Here is a 15,391-nt window from a genome sequence, read left to right on the forward strand (position 1 = left end):
AATCTATCGTAAGGAGCAAGTGCTTTACTGAGAAATCATTTATTTTGTACGTGATTAACCATTTCATAGGGCAGAAACGAGAAAACCCAGCCATTAGGCTGGGTTTTGAAAGGGTGTTTAGCGATGTCCTACTCTCACATGGGGAGACCCCACACTACCATCGGCGCTGCTGCGTTTCACTTCTGAGTTCGGCATGGATTCAGGTGGGACCACAGCGCTAAGGTCGCTAAACAAAATAGATGGTGCTAGTACCCAGATTTGAACTGGGGACCTCACCCTTACCAAGGGTGCGCTCTACCAACTGAGCCATACCAGCACACTAATTTGTTTTTATTCTAGATAACTAACAATCTAAAATAAGAAATTGGGCGCTTGGCGATGTCCTACTCTCACATGGGGAGACCCCACACTACCATCGGCGCTGCTGCGTTTCACTTCTGAGTTCGGCATGGATTCAGGTGGGACCACAGCGCTAAGGTCGCCAAGCAAATTCTTTTTCGTTACGAGTGTCGAGATTTCTCGATACGAGACTCCTAACGTTACAATCTTAAAAACTGACTATCGCGATACTCGACAACTCGATTCTCGCGGTCTCAAACTTACATTCAAGTGTTTGTGGAGTCCGATAAAACCCCTTGGGTGTTGTATGGTTAAGCCTCACGGGCAATTAGTACAGGTTAGCTCAACGCCTCACAGCGCTTACACACCCTGCCTATCTACGTCGTAGTCTCCAACAACCCTTTAGGATACTTAAAGTATCAGGGATGACTCATCTTGAGGCTCGCTTCCCGCTTAGATGCTTTCAGCGGTTATCGATTCCGAACTTAGCTACCGGGCAATGCGTCTGGCGACACAACCCGAACACCAGAGGTTCGTCCACTCCGGTCCTCTCGTACTAGGAGCAGCCCCTCTCAATCATCCAACGCCCACGGCAGATAGGGACCGAACTGTCTCACGACGTTCTAAACCCAGCTCGCGTACCACTTTAAATGGCGAACAGCCATACCCTTGGGACCGACTTCAGCCCCAGGATGTGATGAGCCGACATCGAGGTGCCAAACACCGCCGTCGATATGAACTCTTGGGCGGTATCAGCCTGTTATCCCCGGAGTACCTTTTATCCGTTGAGCGATGGCCCTTCCATACAGAACCACCGGATCACTATGACCTGCTTTCGCACCTGCTCGAACCGTCATTCTCGCAGTTAAGCGGGCTTATGCCATTGCACTAACCTCACGATGTCCGACCGTGATTAGCCCACCTTCGTGCTCCTCCGTTACTCTTTGGGAGGAGACCGCCCCAGTCAAACTACCCACCAGGCACTGTCCTCACCCCAGATGATGGGGCCAAGTTAGAACATCAACACTACAAGGGTGGTATTTCAAGGACGACTCCACGCAAACTGGCGTCTGCGTTTCAAAGTCTCCCACCTATCCTACACATGTAGGGTCAATGTTCAGTGCCAAGCTGTAGTAAAGGTTCACGGGGTCTTTCCGTCTAGCCGCGGGTACGCTGCATCTTCACAGCGATTTCAATTTCACTGAGTCTCGGGTGGAGACAGCGTGGCCATCATTACGCCATTCGTGCAGGTCGGAACTTACCCGACAAGGAATTTCGCTACCTTAGGACCGTTATAGTTACGGCCGCCGTTTACCGGGGCTTCGATCAAGAGCTTCGACTTACGTCTAACCCCATCAATTAACCTTCCGGCACCGGGCAGGCGTCACACCGTATACGTCATCTTTCGATTTTGCACAGTGCTGTGTTTTTAATAAACAGTTGCAGCCACCTGGTATCTGCGACTCTCGACAGCTCCATCCGCGAGGGACTTCACCGTTAAGAGCGTACCTTCTCCCGAAGTTACGGTACCATTTTGCCTAGTTCCTTCACCCGAGTTCTCTCAAGCGCCTTGGTATTCTCTACCCGACCACCTGTGTCGGTTTGGGGTACGATTTCTTACTATCTGAAGCTTAGAGGCTTTTCCCGGAAGCATGGCATCAATGACTTCGCTACCGTAGTAGCTCGACATCGTATCTCAGTGTTAGTGATGAACCGGATTTGCCTAATTCATCCACCTACGTACTTGGACCTGGACAACCGTCGCCAGGCTCACCTAGCCTTCTCCGTCCCCCCATCGCAATAGTAAGAAGTACGGGAATATTAACCCGTTTCCCATCGACTACGCCTTTCGGCCTCGCCTTAGGGGTCGACTCACCCTGCCCCGATTAACGTTGGACAGGAACCCTTGGTCTTCCGGCGAGGGAGTTTTTCACTCCCTTTGTCGTTACTCATGTCAGCATTCGCACTTCTGATACCTCCAGCACACTTTACAATGCACCTTCAACGGCTTACAGAACGCTCCCCTACCCAATGTGCATAGCACATTGCCGCAGCTTCGGTGTATAGCTTAGCCCCGTTAAATCTTCCGCGCAGGCCGACTCGACCAGTGAGCTATTACGCTTTCTTTAAATGATGGCTGCTTCTAAGCCAACATCCTGGCTGTCTGAGCCTTCCCACATCGTTTCCCACTTAGCTATAACTTTGGGACCTTAGCTGGCGGTCTGGGTTGTTTCCCTCTTCACGACGGACGTTAGCACCCGCCGTGTGTCTCCCGGATAGTACTTACTGGTATTCGGAGTTTGCAAAGGGTTGGTAAGTCGGGATGACCCCCTAGCCTTAACAGTGCTCTACCCCCAGTAGTATTCGTCCGAGGCGCTACCTAAATAGCTTTCGGGGAGAACCAGCTATCTCCGAGTTTGATTGGCCTTTCACCCCTAGCCACAAGTCATCCGCTAATTTTTCAACATTAGTCGGTTCGGTCCTCCAATTGATGTTACTCAATCTTCAACCTGCCCATGGCTAGATCACTCGGTTTCGGGTCTAATCCTAGCAACTATGACGCCCAGTTAAGACTCGGTTTCCCTACGGCTCCCCTAGATGGTTAACCTTGCTACTAAAATTAAGTCGCTGACCCATTATACAAAAGGTACGCAGTCACAGGACAAGCCTGCTCCTACTGCTTGTACGTACACGGTTTCAGGTTCTATTTCACTCCCCTCACAGGGGTACTTTTCGCCTTTCCCTCACGGTACTGGTTCACTATCGGTCAGTCAGGAGTATTTAGCCTTGGAGGATGGTCCCCCCATATTCAGACAGGATAACACGTGTCCCGTCCTACTCGATTTCACTGAAAATGCGTTGTTGGTTACGGGGCTATCACCCTTTATTGCCATGCTTTCCAGCATGTTCACCTAACGCAAGATTAGCTTAAGGGCTAATCCGGTTTCGCTCGCCGCTACTGCCGGAATCTCGGTTGATTTCTCTTCCTCGGGGTACTTAGATGTTTCAGTTCCCCCGGTTCGCCTCACAATGCTATGAATTCACATTGAGATAACTGCTTATGCAGCTGGGTTTCCCCATTCGGAAATCGTAGACTCAAGTGGCTCTTACTGCCTCATCTACGCTTATCGCAAGTTAGTACGTCCTTCATCGCCTCTGACTGCCCAGGCATCCACCGTGTACGCTTAGTCACTTAACCATACAACCCCAAGAGGTTTCGTATGGCTCAACAACCAAGGTTTTTATGTTTTCGCCGGACTCTTACACAAGACACTTGAATGTGTTTGTTTTGAGAACTCGTTTTTATCTTTCGATAAAAACTTAAAATAAATCAATCATTCGATTGAATTTACTAGTCAGCTTTCCAGATTGTTAAAGAGCATTGTGTTTCTTTCGAACCACTTTTTAAAAACTCTCGCAAGAGTGCTTAAAGAGTGGTGGGCGATACCGGGCTCGAACCAGTGACCCCCTCCTTGTAAGGGAGGTGCTCTCCCAACTGAGCTAATCGCCCTCCGAAGTTTTACATCTTCGAGGAGAAGATGGTGGGTCGTGCAGGATTCGAACCTGCGACCAATTGATTAAAAGTCAACTGCTCTACCAACTGAGCTAACGACCCGTGGCGTCCCGTAGGGGAGTCGAACCCCTGTTACCGCCGTGAAAGGGCGGTGTCCTAGGCCTCTAGACGAACGGGACACTGTTCGTACTTAATGTTGTTGGGCAACATTAAGTGGCTCTTTTACATTTCAACCAAGCAATCTGTGTGGACACTGCGTAAAACGCAGTCTTTTTTGTAAGGAGGTGATCCAGCCCCAGGTTCCCCTAGGGCTACCTTGTTACGACTTCACCCCAGTCATGAACCACACCGTGGTAAACGCCCTCCCGAAGGTTAAGCTATCTACTTCTGGTGCAGCCCACTCCCATGGTGTGACGGGCGGTGTGTACAAGGCCCGGGAACGTATTCACCGTGGCATTCTGATCCACGATTACTAGCGATTCCGACTTCACGGAGTCGAGTTGCAGACTCCGATCCGGACTACGACATACTTTCTGGGATTCGCTCCACCTCGCGGTCTTGCTGCCCTCTGTATATGCCATTGTAGCACGTGTGTAGCCCTACTCGTAAGGGCCATGATGACTTGACGTCGTCCCCACCTTCCTCCGGTTTATCACCGGCAGTCTCCCTGGAGTTCCCACCCGAAGTGCTGGCAAACAAGGATAAGGGTTGCGCTCGTTGCGGGACTTAACCCAACATTTCACAACACGAGCTGACGACAGCCATGCAGCACCTGTCTCAGAGTTCCCGAAGGCACACTCGAATCTCTTCAAGCTTCTCTGGATGTCAAGAGTAGGTAAGGTTCTTCGCGTTGCATCGAATTAAACCACATGCTCCACCGCTTGTGCGGGCCCCCGTCAATTCATTTGAGTTTTAATCTTGCGACCGTACTCCCCAGGCGGTCTACTTAACGCGTTAGCTCCGAAAGCCACGGCTCAAGGCCACAACCTCCAAGTAGACATCGTTTACGGCGTGGACTACCAGGGTATCTAATCCTGTTTGCTCCCCACGCTTTCGCATCTGAGCGTCAGTCTTTGTCCAGGGGGCCGCCTTCGCCACTGGTATTCCTTCAGATCTCTACGCATTTCACCGCTACACCTGAAATTCTACCCCCCTCTACAAGACTCTAGCCTGCCAGTTTCAAATGCAATTCCGAGGTTAAGCCCCGGGCTTTCACATCTGACTTAACAGGCCGCCTGCATGCGCTTTACGCCCAGTAATTCCGATTAACGCTCGCACCCTCCGTATTACCGCGGCTGCTGGCACGGAGTTAGCCGGTGCTTCTTCTGTAGGTAACGTCAAATAATGCAGGTGTTAACTACACTACCTTCCTCCCTACTGAAAGTGCTTTACAACCCGAAGGCCTTCTTCACACACGCGGCATGGCTGCATCAGGGTTTCCCCCATTGTGCAATATTCCCCACTGCTGCCTCCCGTAGGAGTCTGGACCGTGTCTCAGTTCCAGTGTGGCTGATCATCCTCTCAGACCAGCTAGGGATCGTTGCCTTGGTGAGCCATTACCTCACCAACAAGCTAATCCCACCTGGGCTAATCCTGACGCGAGAGGCCCGAAGGTCCCCCTCTTTGCTCCGAAGAGATTATGCGGTATTAGCTATCGTTTCCAATAGTTATCCCCCACATCAGGGCATATTCCCAGGCATTACTCACCCGTCCGCCGCTCGCCGCCCTTAACGTCCCCCGAAGGTTCAGTTAAGTCGCTGCCGCTCGACTTGCATGTGTTAGGCCTGCCGCCAGCGTTCAATCTGAGCCATGATCAAACTCTTCAATTAAAGTTTTGTTGTATCTACCGATACGGCTCAATGAATACTGTTAATTCATCATAAATGATGAATGAATTGACTGTGCTGATACTTACGTATCACTTGGTCACTCAGCTTCATTGATTAAATCTTTTAGACTAAATCATTTCACGAGTGCCCACACAGATTGCATGGTCAAATTGTTAAAGAACGTTGACTATTCAATGCCTTAGCGTTTTGCGCTTCAGCAAGTCAGGTGGCGTATAATACGCTTTTCTGATATTCAGTCAAGATAAAATTTTCAACTTTTTCACCAAGTGGTTAAAAAGTAAAAACCTTATATTGACGTCGCTCACATTCCAATCAGTTGGAGCGAAATAAAAGCCCGCTCAGCAAAGCGGGCTTTCAAAATGGGCGCTTGGCGATGTCCTACTCTCACATGGGGAGACCCCACACTACCATCGGCGCTGCTGCGTTTCACTTCTGAGTTCGGCATGGATTCAGGTGGGACCACAGCGCTAAGGTCGCCAAGCAAATTCGTTTATTTCAAGCAGCGCTTGAAATAGCAATCTGGGAAAGTTAACTGGTTCTCAAACTTACATTCAAGTGTTTGTGGAGTCCGATAAAACCCCTTGGGTGTTGTATGGTTAAGCCTCACGGGCAATTAGTACAGGTTAGCTCAACGCCTCACAGCGCTTACACACCCTGCCTATCTACGTCGTAGTCTCCAACAACCCTTTAGGATACTTAAAGTATCAGGGATGACTCATCTTGAGGCTCGCTTCCCGCTTAGATGCTTTCAGCGGTTATCGATTCCGAACTTAGCTACCGGGCAATGCGTCTGGCGACACAACCCGAACACCAGAGGTTCGTCCACTCCGGTCCTCTCGTACTAGGAGCAGCCCCTCTCAATCATCCAACGCCCACGGCAGATAGGGACCGAACTGTCTCACGACGTTCTAAACCCAGCTCGCGTACCACTTTAAATGGCGAACAGCCATACCCTTGGGACCGACTTCAGCCCCAGGATGTGATGAGCCGACATCGAGGTGCCAAACACCGCCGTCGATATGAACTCTTGGGCGGTATCAGCCTGTTATCCCCGGAGTACCTTTTATCCGTTGAGCGATGGCCCTTCCATACAGAACCACCGGATCACTATGACCTGCTTTCGCACCTGCTCGAACCGTCATTCTCGCAGTTAAGCGGGCTTATGCCATTGCACTAACCTCACGATGTCCGACCGTGATTAGCCCACCTTCGTGCTCCTCCGTTACTCTTTGGGAGGAGACCGCCCCAGTCAAACTACCCACCAGGCACTGTCCTCACCCCAGATGATGGGGCCAAGTTAGAACATCAACACTACAAGGGTGGTATTTCAAGGACGACTCCACGCAAACTGGCGTCTGCGTTTCAAAGTCTCCCACCTATCCTACACATGTAGGGTCAATGTTCAGTGCCAAGCTGTAGTAAAGGTTCACGGGGTCTTTCCGTCTAGCCGCGGGTACGCTGCATCTTCACAGCGATTTCAATTTCACTGAGTCTCGGGTGGAGACAGCGTGGCCATCATTACGCCATTCGTGCAGGTCGGAACTTACCCGACAAGGAATTTCGCTACCTTAGGACCGTTATAGTTACGGCCGCCGTTTACCGGGGCTTCGATCAAGAGCTTCGACTTACGTCTAACCCCATCAATTAACCTTCCGGCACCGGGCAGGCGTCACACCGTATACGTCATCTTTCGATTTTGCACAGTGCTGTGTTTTTAATAAACAGTTGCAGCCACCTGGTATCTGCGACTCTCGACAGCTCCATCCGCGAGGGACTTCACCATTAAGAGCGTACCTTCTCCCGAAGTTACGGTACCATTTTGCCTAGTTCCTTCACCCGAGTTCTCTCAAGCGCCTTGGTATTCTCTACCCGACCACCTGTGTCGGTTTGGGGTACGATTTCTTACTATCTGAAGCTTAGAGGCTTTTCCCGGAAGCATGGCATCAATGACTTCGCTACCGTAGTAGCTCGACATCGTATCTCAGTGTTAGTGATGAACCGGATTTGCCTAATTCATCCACCTACGTACTTGGACCTGGACAACCGTCGCCAGGCTCACCTAGCCTTCTCCGTCCCCCCATCGCAATAGTAAGAAGTACGGGAATATTAACCCGTTTCCCATCGACTACGCCTTTCGGCCTCGCCTTAGGGGTCGACTCACCCTGCCCCGATTAACGTTGGACAGGAACCCTTGGTCTTCCGGCGAGGGAGTTTTTCACTCCCTTTGTCGTTACTCATGTCAGCATTCGCACTTCTGATACCTCCAGCACACTTTACAATGCACCTTCAACGGCTTACAGAACGCTCCCCTACCCAATGTGCAAAGCACATTGCCGCAGCTTCGGTGTATAGCTTAGCCCCGTTAAATCTTCCGCGCAGGCCGACTCGACCAGTGAGCTATTACGCTTTCTTTAAATGATGGCTGCTTCTAAGCCAACATCCTGGCTGTCTGAGCCTTCCCACATCGTTTCCCACTTAGCTATAACTTTGGGACCTTAGCTGGCGGTCTGGGTTGTTTCCCTCTTCACGACGGACGTTAGCACCCGCCGTGTGTCTCCCGGATAGTACTTTACTGGTATTCGGAGTTTGCAAAGGGTTGGTAAGTCGGGATGACCCCCTAGCCTTAACAGTGCTCTACCCCCAGTAGTATTCGTCCGAGGCGCTACCTAAATAGCTTTCGGGGAGAACCAGCTATCTCCGAGTTTGATTGGCCTTTCACCCCTAGCCACAAGTCATCCGCTAATTTTTCAACATTAGTCGGTTCGGTCCTCCAATTGATGTTACTCAATCTTCAACCTGCCCATGGCTAGATCACTCGGTTTCGGGTCTAATCCTAGCAACTATGACGCCCAGTTAAGACTCGGTTTCCCTACGGCTCCCCTAGATGGTTAACCTTGCTACTAAAATTAAGTCGCTGACCCATTATACAAAAGGTACGCAGTCACAGGACAAGCCTGCTCCTACTGCTTGTACGTACACGGTTTCAGGTTCTATTTCACTCCCCTCACAGGGGTACTTTTCGCCTTTCCCTCACGGTACTGGTTCACTATCGGTCAGTCAGGAGTATTTAGCCTTGGAGGATGGTCCCCCCATATTCAGACAGGATAACACGTGTCCCGTCCTACTCGATTTCACTGATAAAGCGCTGTTGGTTACGGGGCTATCACCCTTTATTGCCATGCTTTCCAGCATGTTCACCTAACGCAAAATTAGCTTAAGGGCTAATCCGGTTTCGCTCGCCGCTACTGCCGGAATCTCGGTTGATTTCTCTTCCTCGGGGTACTTAGATGTTTCAGTTCCCCCGGTTCGCCTCACAATGCTATGAATTCACATTGAGATAACTGCTTATGCAGTTGGGTTTCCCCATTCGGAAATCGTAGACTCAAGTGGCTCTTACTGCCTCATCTACGCTTATCGCAAGTTAGTACGTCCTTCATCGCCTCTGACTGCCCAGGCATCCACCGTGTACGCTTAGTCACTTAACCATACAACCCCAAGAGGTTTCGTATGTTCAAACAACCAAGGTTGTCTATCTGAGTTGTGATAGACGTTGTTTCGCCGGACTCTTACACAAGACACTTGAATGTGTTTGTTTTGAGAACTCGTTTTTATCTTTCGATAAAAACTTAAAATAAATCAATCATTCGATTGAATTTACTAGTCAGCTTTCCAGATTGTTAAAGAGCATTGTGTTTCTTTCGAACCACTTTTTAAAAACTCTCGCAAGAGTGCTTAAAGAGTGGTGGGCGATACCGGGCTCGAACCAGTGACCCCCTCCTTGTAAGGGAGGTGCTCTCCCAACTGAGCTAATCGCCCTCCGAAGTTTTACATCTTCGAGGAGAAGATGGTGGGTCGTGCAGGATTCGAACCTGCGACCAATTGATTAAAAGTCAACTGCTCTACCAACTGAGCTAACGACCCGTGGCGTCCCGTAGGGGAGTCGAACCCCTGTTACCGCCGTGAAAGGGCGGTGTCCTAGGCCTCTAGACGAACGGGACACTGTTCGTACTTAATGTTGTTGGGCAACACTAAGTGGCTCTTTTACATTTCAACCAAGCAATCTGTGTGGACACTACGCAAAGCGCAGTCTTTTTTGTAAGGAGGTGATCCAGCCCCAGGTTCCCCTAGGGCTACCTTGTTACGACTTCACCCCAGTCATGAACCACACCGTGGTAAACGCCCTCCCGAAGGTTAAGCTATCTACTTCTGGTGCAGCCCACTCCCATGGTGTGACGGGCGGTGTGTACAAGGCCCGGGAACGTATTCACCGTGGCATTCTGATCCACGATTACTAGCGATTCCGACTTCACGGAGTCGAGTTGCAGACTCCGATCCGGACTACGACATACTTTCTGGGATTCGCTCCACCTCGCGGTCTTGCTGCCCTCTGTATATGCCATTGTAGCACGTGTGTAGCCCTACTCGTAAGGGCCATGATGACTTGACGTCGTCCCCACCTTCCTCCGGTTTATCACCGGCAGTCTCCCTGGAGTTCCCACCCGAAGTGCTGGCAAACAAGGATAAGGGTTGCGCTCGTTGCGGGACTTAACCCAACATTTCACAACACGAGCTGACGACAGCCATGCAGCACCTGTCTCAGAGTTCCCGAAGGCACACTCGAATCTCTTCAAGCTTCTCTGGATGTCAAGAGTAGGTAAGGTTCTTCGCGTTGCATCGAATTAAACCACATGCTCCACCGCTTGTGCGGGCCCCCGTCAATTCATTTGAGTTTTAATCTTGCGACCGTACTCCCCAGGCGGTCTACTTAACGCGTTAGCTCCGAAAGCCACGGCTCAAGGCCACAACCTCCAAGTAGACATCGTTTACGGCGTGGACTACCAGGGTATCTAATCCTGTTTGCTCCCCACGCTTTCGCATCTGAGCGTCAGTCTTTGTCCAGGGGGCCGCCTTCGCCACTGGTATTCCTTCAGATCTCTACGCATTTCACCGCTACACCTGAAATTCTACCCCCCTCTACAAGACTCTAGCCTGCCAGTTTCAAATGCAATTCCGAGGTTAAGCCCCGGGCTTTCACATCTGACTTAACAGGCCGCCTGCATGCGCTTTACGCCCAGTAATTCCGATTAACGCTCGCACCCTCCGTATTACCGCGGCTGCTGGCACGGAGTTAGCCGGTGCTTCTTCTGTAGGTAACGTCAAATAATGCAGGTGTTAACTACACTACCTTCCTCCCTACTGAAAGTGCTTTACAACCCGAAGGCCTTCTTCACACACGCGGCATGGCTGCATCAGGGTTTCCCCCATTGTGCAATATTCCCCACTGCTGCCTCCCGTAGGAGTCTGGACCGTGTCTCAGTTCCAGTGTGGCTGATCATCCTCTCAGACCAGCTAGGGATCGTTGCCTTGGTGAGCCATTACCTCACCAACAAGCTAATCCCACCTGGGCTAATCCTGACGCGAGAGGCCCAAAGGTCCCCCTCTTTGCTCCGAAGAGATTATGCGGTATTAGCTATCGTTTCCAATAGTTATCCCCCACATCAGGGCATATTCCCAGGCATTACTCACCCGTCCGCCGCTCGCCGCCCTTAACGTTCCCCGAAGGTTCAGTTAAGTCGCTGCCGCTCGACTTGCATGTGTTAGGCCTGCCGCCAGCGTTCAATCTGAGCCATGATCAAACTCTTCAATTAAAGTTTTGTTGTATCTACCGATACGGCTCAATGAATACTGTTAATTCATCATAAAATGATGAATGAATTGACTGTGCTGATACCGAAGTATCACTTGGTCACTCAGTTTCATTGATTAAATCTTTTAGACTAAATCATTTCACGAGTGCCCACACAGATTGCATGGTCAAATTGTTAAAGAACGTTGACTATTCAATGCCTTAGCGTTTTGTGCTTCAGCAAGTCAGGTGGCGTATAATACGCTTTTCTGATATTCAGTCAAGATAAAATTTTCAACTTTTTCACTAAGTGGTTAAAAAGTAAAAACCTTATATTGACGTCGCTCACATTCCAATCAGTGGGAGCGAAATAAAAGCCCGCTCAGCAAAGCGGGCTTTCAAAATGGGCGCTTGGCGATGTCCTACTCTCACATGGGGAGACCCCACACTACCATCGGCGCTACTGCGTTTCACTTCTGAGTTCGGCATGGATTCAGGTGGGACCACAGCGCTAAGGTCGCCAAGCAAATTCGTTTATTTCAAGCAGTGCTTGAAATAGCAATCTGGGAAAGTTAACTGGTTCTCAAACTTACATTCAAGTGTTTGTGGAGTCCGATAAAACCCCTTGGGTGTTGTATGGTTAAGCCTCACGGGCAATTAGTACAGGTTAGCTCAACGCCTCACAGCGCTTACACACCCTGCCTATCTACGTCGTAGTCTCCAACAACCCTTTAGGATACTTAAAGTATCAGGGATGACTCATCTTGAGGCTCGCTTCCCGCTTAGATGCTTTCAGCGGTTATCGATTCCGAACTTAGCTACCGGGCAATGCGTCTGGCGACACAACCCGAACACCAGAGGTTCGTCCACTCCGGTCCTCTCGTACTAGGAGCAGCCCCTCTCAATCATCCAACGCCCACGGCAGATAGGGACCGAACTGTCTCACGACGTTCTAAACCCAGCTCGCGTACCACTTTAAATGGCGAACAGCCATACCCTTGGGACCGACTTCAGCCCCAGGATGTGATGAGCCGACATCGAGGTGCCAAACACCGCCGTCGATATGAACTCTTGGGCGGTATCAGCCTGTTATCCCCGGAGTACCTTTTATCCGTTGAGCGATGGCCCTTCCATACAGAACCACCGGATCACTATGACCTGCTTTCGCACCTGCTCGAACCGTCATTCTCGCAGTTAAGCGGGCTTATGCCATTGCACTAACCTCACGATGTCCGACCGTGATTAGCCCACCTTCGTGCTCCTCCGTTACTCTTTGGGAGGAGACCGCCCCAGTCAAACTACCCACCAGGCACTGTCCTCACCCCAGATAATGGGGCCAAGTTAGAACATCAACACTACAAGGGTGGTATTTCAAGGACGACTCCACGCAAACTGGCGTCTGCGTTTCAAAGTCTCCCACCTATCCTACACATGTAGGGTCAATGTTCAGTGCCAAGCTGTAGTAAAGGTTCACGGGGTCTTTCCGTCTAGCCGCGGGTACGCTGCATCTTCACAGCGATTTCAATTTCACTGAGTCTCGGGTGGAGACAGCGTGGCCATCATTACGCCATTCGTGCAGGTCGGAACTTACCCGACAAGGAATTTCGCTACCTTAGGACCGTTATAGTTACGGCCGCCGTTTACCGGGGCTTCGATCAAGAGCTTCGACTTACGTCTAACCCCATCAATTAACCTTCCGGCACCGGGCAGGCGTCACACCGTATACGTCATCTTTCGATTTTGCACAGTGCTGTGTTTTTAATAAACAGTTGCAGCCACCTGGTATCTGCGACTCTCGACAGCTCTATCCGCGAGGGACTTCACCGTTAAGAGCGTACCTTCTCCCGAAGTTACGGTACCATTTTGCCTAGTTCCTTCACCCGAGTTCTCTCAAGCGCCTTGGTATTCTCTACCCGACCACCTGTGTCGGTTTGGGGTACGATTTCTTACTATCTGAAGCTTAGAGGCTTTTCCCTGAAGCATGGCATCAATGACTTCGCTACCGTAGTAGCTCGACATCGTATCTCAGTGTTAGTGATGAACCGGATTTGCCTAATTCATCCACCTACGTACTTGGACCTGGACAACCGTCGCCAGGCTCACCTAGCCTTCTCCGTCCCCCCATCGCAATAGTAAGAAGTACGGGAATATTAACCCGTTTCCCATCGACTACGCCTTTCGGCCTCGCCTTAGGGGTCGACTCACCCTGCCCCGATTAACGTTGGACAGGAACCCTTGGTCTTCCGGCGAGGGAGTTTTTCACTCCCTTTGTCGTTACTCATGTCAGCATTCGCACTTCTGATACCTCCAGCATGCTTTACAACACACCTTCAACGGCTTACAGAACGCTCCCCTACCCAATGTGCATAAGCACATTGCCGCAGCTTCGGTGTATAGCTTAGCCCCGTTAAATCTTCCGCGCAGGCCGACTCGACCAGTGAGCTATTACGCTTTCTTTAAATGATGGCTGCTTCTAAGCCAACATCCTGGCTGTCTGAGCCTTCCCACATCGTTTCCCACTTAGCTATAACTTTGGGACCTTAGCTGGCGGTCTGGGTTGTTTCCCTCTTCACGACGGACGTTAGCACCCGCCGTGTGTCTCCCGGATAGTACTTACTGGTATTCGGAGTTTGCAAAGGGTTGGTAAGTCGGGATGACCCCCTAGCCTTAACAGTGCTCTACCCCCAGTAGTATTCGTCCGAGGCGCTACCTAAATAGCTTTCGGGGAGAACCAGCTATCTCCGAGTTTGATTGGCCTTTCACCCCTAGCCACAAGTCATCCGCTAATTTTTCAACATTAGTCGGTTCGGTCCTCCAATTGATGTTACTCAATCTTCAACCTGCCCATGGCTAGATCACTCGGTTTCGGGTCTAATCCTAGCAACTATGACGCCCAGTTAAGACTCGGTTTCCCTACGGCTCCCCTAGATGGTTAACCTTGCTACTAAAATTAAGTCGCTGACCCATTATACAAAAGGTACGCAGTCACAGGACAAGCCTGCTCCTACTGCTTGTACGTACACGGTTTCAGGTTCTATTTCACTCCCCTCACAGGGGTACTTTTCGCCTTTCCCTCACGGTACTGGTTCACTATCGGTCAGTCAGGAGTATTTAGCCTTGGAGGATGGTCCCCCCATATTCAGACAGGATAACACGTGTCCCGTCCTACTCGATTTCACTGATAATGCGCTGTTGGTTACGGGGCTATCACCCTTTATTGCCATGCTTTCCAGCATGTTCACCTAACGCAAGATTAGCTTAAGGGCTAATCCGGTTTCGCTCGCCGCTACTGCCGGAATCTCGGTTGATTTCTCTTCCTCGGGGTACTTAGATGTTTCAGTTCCCCCGGTTCGCCTCACAATGCTATGAATTCACATTGAGATAACTGCTTATGCAGCTGGGTTTCCCCATTCGGAAATCGTAGACTCAAGTGGCTCTTACTGCCTCATCTACGCTTATCGCAAGTTAGTACGTCCTTCATCGCCTCTGACTGCCCAGGCATCCACCGTGTACGCTTAGTCACTTAACCATACAACCCCAAGAGGTTTCGTATGGCTCAACAACCAAGGTTTTTATGTTTTCGCCGGACTCTTACACAAGACACTTGAATGTGTTTGTTTTGAGAACTCGTTTTTATCTTTCGATAAAAACTTAAAATAAATCAATCATTCGATTGAATTTACTAGTCAGCTTTCCAGATTGTTAAAGAGCATTGTGTTTCTTTCGAACCACTTTTTAAAAACTCTCGCAAGAGTGCTTAAAGAGTGGTGGGCGATACCGGGCTCGAACCAGTGACCCCCTCCTTGTAAGGGAGGTGCTCTCCCAACTGAGCTAATCGCCCTCCGAAGTTTTACATCTTCGAGGAGAAGATGGTGGGTCGTGCAGGATTCGAACCTGCGACCAATTGATTAAAAGTCAACTGCTCTACCAACTGAGCTAACGACCCGTGGCGTCCCGTAGGGGAGTCGAACCCCTGTTACCGCCGTGAAAGGGCGGTGTCCTAGGCCTCTAGACGAACGGGACACTGTTCGTACTTAATGTTGTTGGGCAACATTAAGTGGC

10 tRNA genes and 9 rRNA genes are annotated in these 15,391 nt (G+C 50.4%); all 19 read right to left on the bottom strand.

Annotated elements, in window-relative coordinates:
- Positions 1–115: 115 nt before the first annotated feature.
- Positions 116–231, bottom strand: a 5S ribosomal RNA gene (gene rrf, locus WAX86_RS13520).
- A gap of 9 nt (positions 232–240) precedes the next feature.
- Positions 241–316 (bottom strand) — tRNA-Thr (locus tag WAX86_RS13525).
- A 54-nt stretch (positions 317–370) separates the two neighbouring features.
- A 5S ribosomal RNA gene (gene rrf / locus WAX86_RS13530) occupies positions 371–486 on the bottom strand.
- Positions 487–646: 160 nt separating this feature from the next.
- Positions 647–3,538 (bottom strand): 23S ribosomal RNA (locus tag WAX86_RS13535).
- A gap of 236 nt (positions 3,539–3,774) precedes the next feature.
- A tRNA-Val gene (locus tag WAX86_RS13540) sits at positions 3,775–3,850 on the bottom strand.
- Between the two features lie 29 nt (positions 3,851–3,879).
- Positions 3,880–3,955 (bottom strand) — tRNA-Lys (locus WAX86_RS13545).
- A 1-nt stretch (position 3,956) separates the two neighbouring features.
- Positions 3,957–4,032 (bottom strand) — tRNA-Glu (locus WAX86_RS13550).
- 98 nt (positions 4,033–4,130) lie between these two features.
- Positions 4,131–5,682: ribosomal RNA gene (locus tag WAX86_RS13555) — 16S ribosomal RNA — on the bottom strand.
- A 386-nt stretch (positions 5,683–6,068) separates the two neighbouring features.
- Positions 6,069–6,184 (bottom strand): 5S ribosomal RNA (gene rrf, locus WAX86_RS13560).
- Between the two features lie 111 nt (positions 6,185–6,295).
- Positions 6,296–9,188 (bottom strand): 23S ribosomal RNA (locus WAX86_RS13565).
- A 255-nt stretch (positions 9,189–9,443) separates the two neighbouring features.
- Positions 9,444–9,519, bottom strand: a tRNA-Val gene (locus WAX86_RS13570).
- Between the two features lie 29 nt (positions 9,520–9,548).
- Positions 9,549–9,624 (bottom strand) — tRNA-Lys (locus tag WAX86_RS13575).
- Between the two features lies 1 nt (position 9,625).
- A tRNA-Glu gene (locus tag WAX86_RS13580) sits at positions 9,626–9,701 on the bottom strand.
- Positions 9,702–9,799: 98 nt separating this feature from the next.
- Positions 9,800–11,351, bottom strand: a 16S ribosomal RNA gene (locus WAX86_RS13585).
- A gap of 387 nt (positions 11,352–11,738) precedes the next feature.
- A 5S ribosomal RNA gene (gene rrf / locus WAX86_RS13590) occupies positions 11,739–11,854 on the bottom strand.
- 111 nt (positions 11,855–11,965) lie between these two features.
- Positions 11,966–14,858 (bottom strand): 23S ribosomal RNA (locus WAX86_RS13595).
- The 16S, 23S and 5S rRNA genes sit together here with 10 tRNA genes alongside, the layout of an rRNA operon.
- A 236-nt stretch (positions 14,859–15,094) precedes the next feature.
- Positions 15,095–15,170, bottom strand: a tRNA-Val gene (locus WAX86_RS13600).
- Between the two features lie 29 nt (positions 15,171–15,199).
- Positions 15,200–15,275: transfer RNA gene (locus WAX86_RS13605), tRNA-Lys, on the bottom strand.
- 1 nt (position 15,276) lies between these two features.
- Positions 15,277–15,352, bottom strand: a tRNA-Glu gene (locus WAX86_RS13610).
- Between the last annotated feature and the right edge of the window lie 39 nt (positions 15,353–15,391).

Origin of the sequence: Photobacterium damselae subsp. damselae (genome assembly GCF_038086725.1) — a bacterium.
Taxonomy (GTDB): domain Bacteria; phylum Pseudomonadota; class Gammaproteobacteria; order Enterobacterales; family Vibrionaceae; genus Photobacterium; species Photobacterium damselae.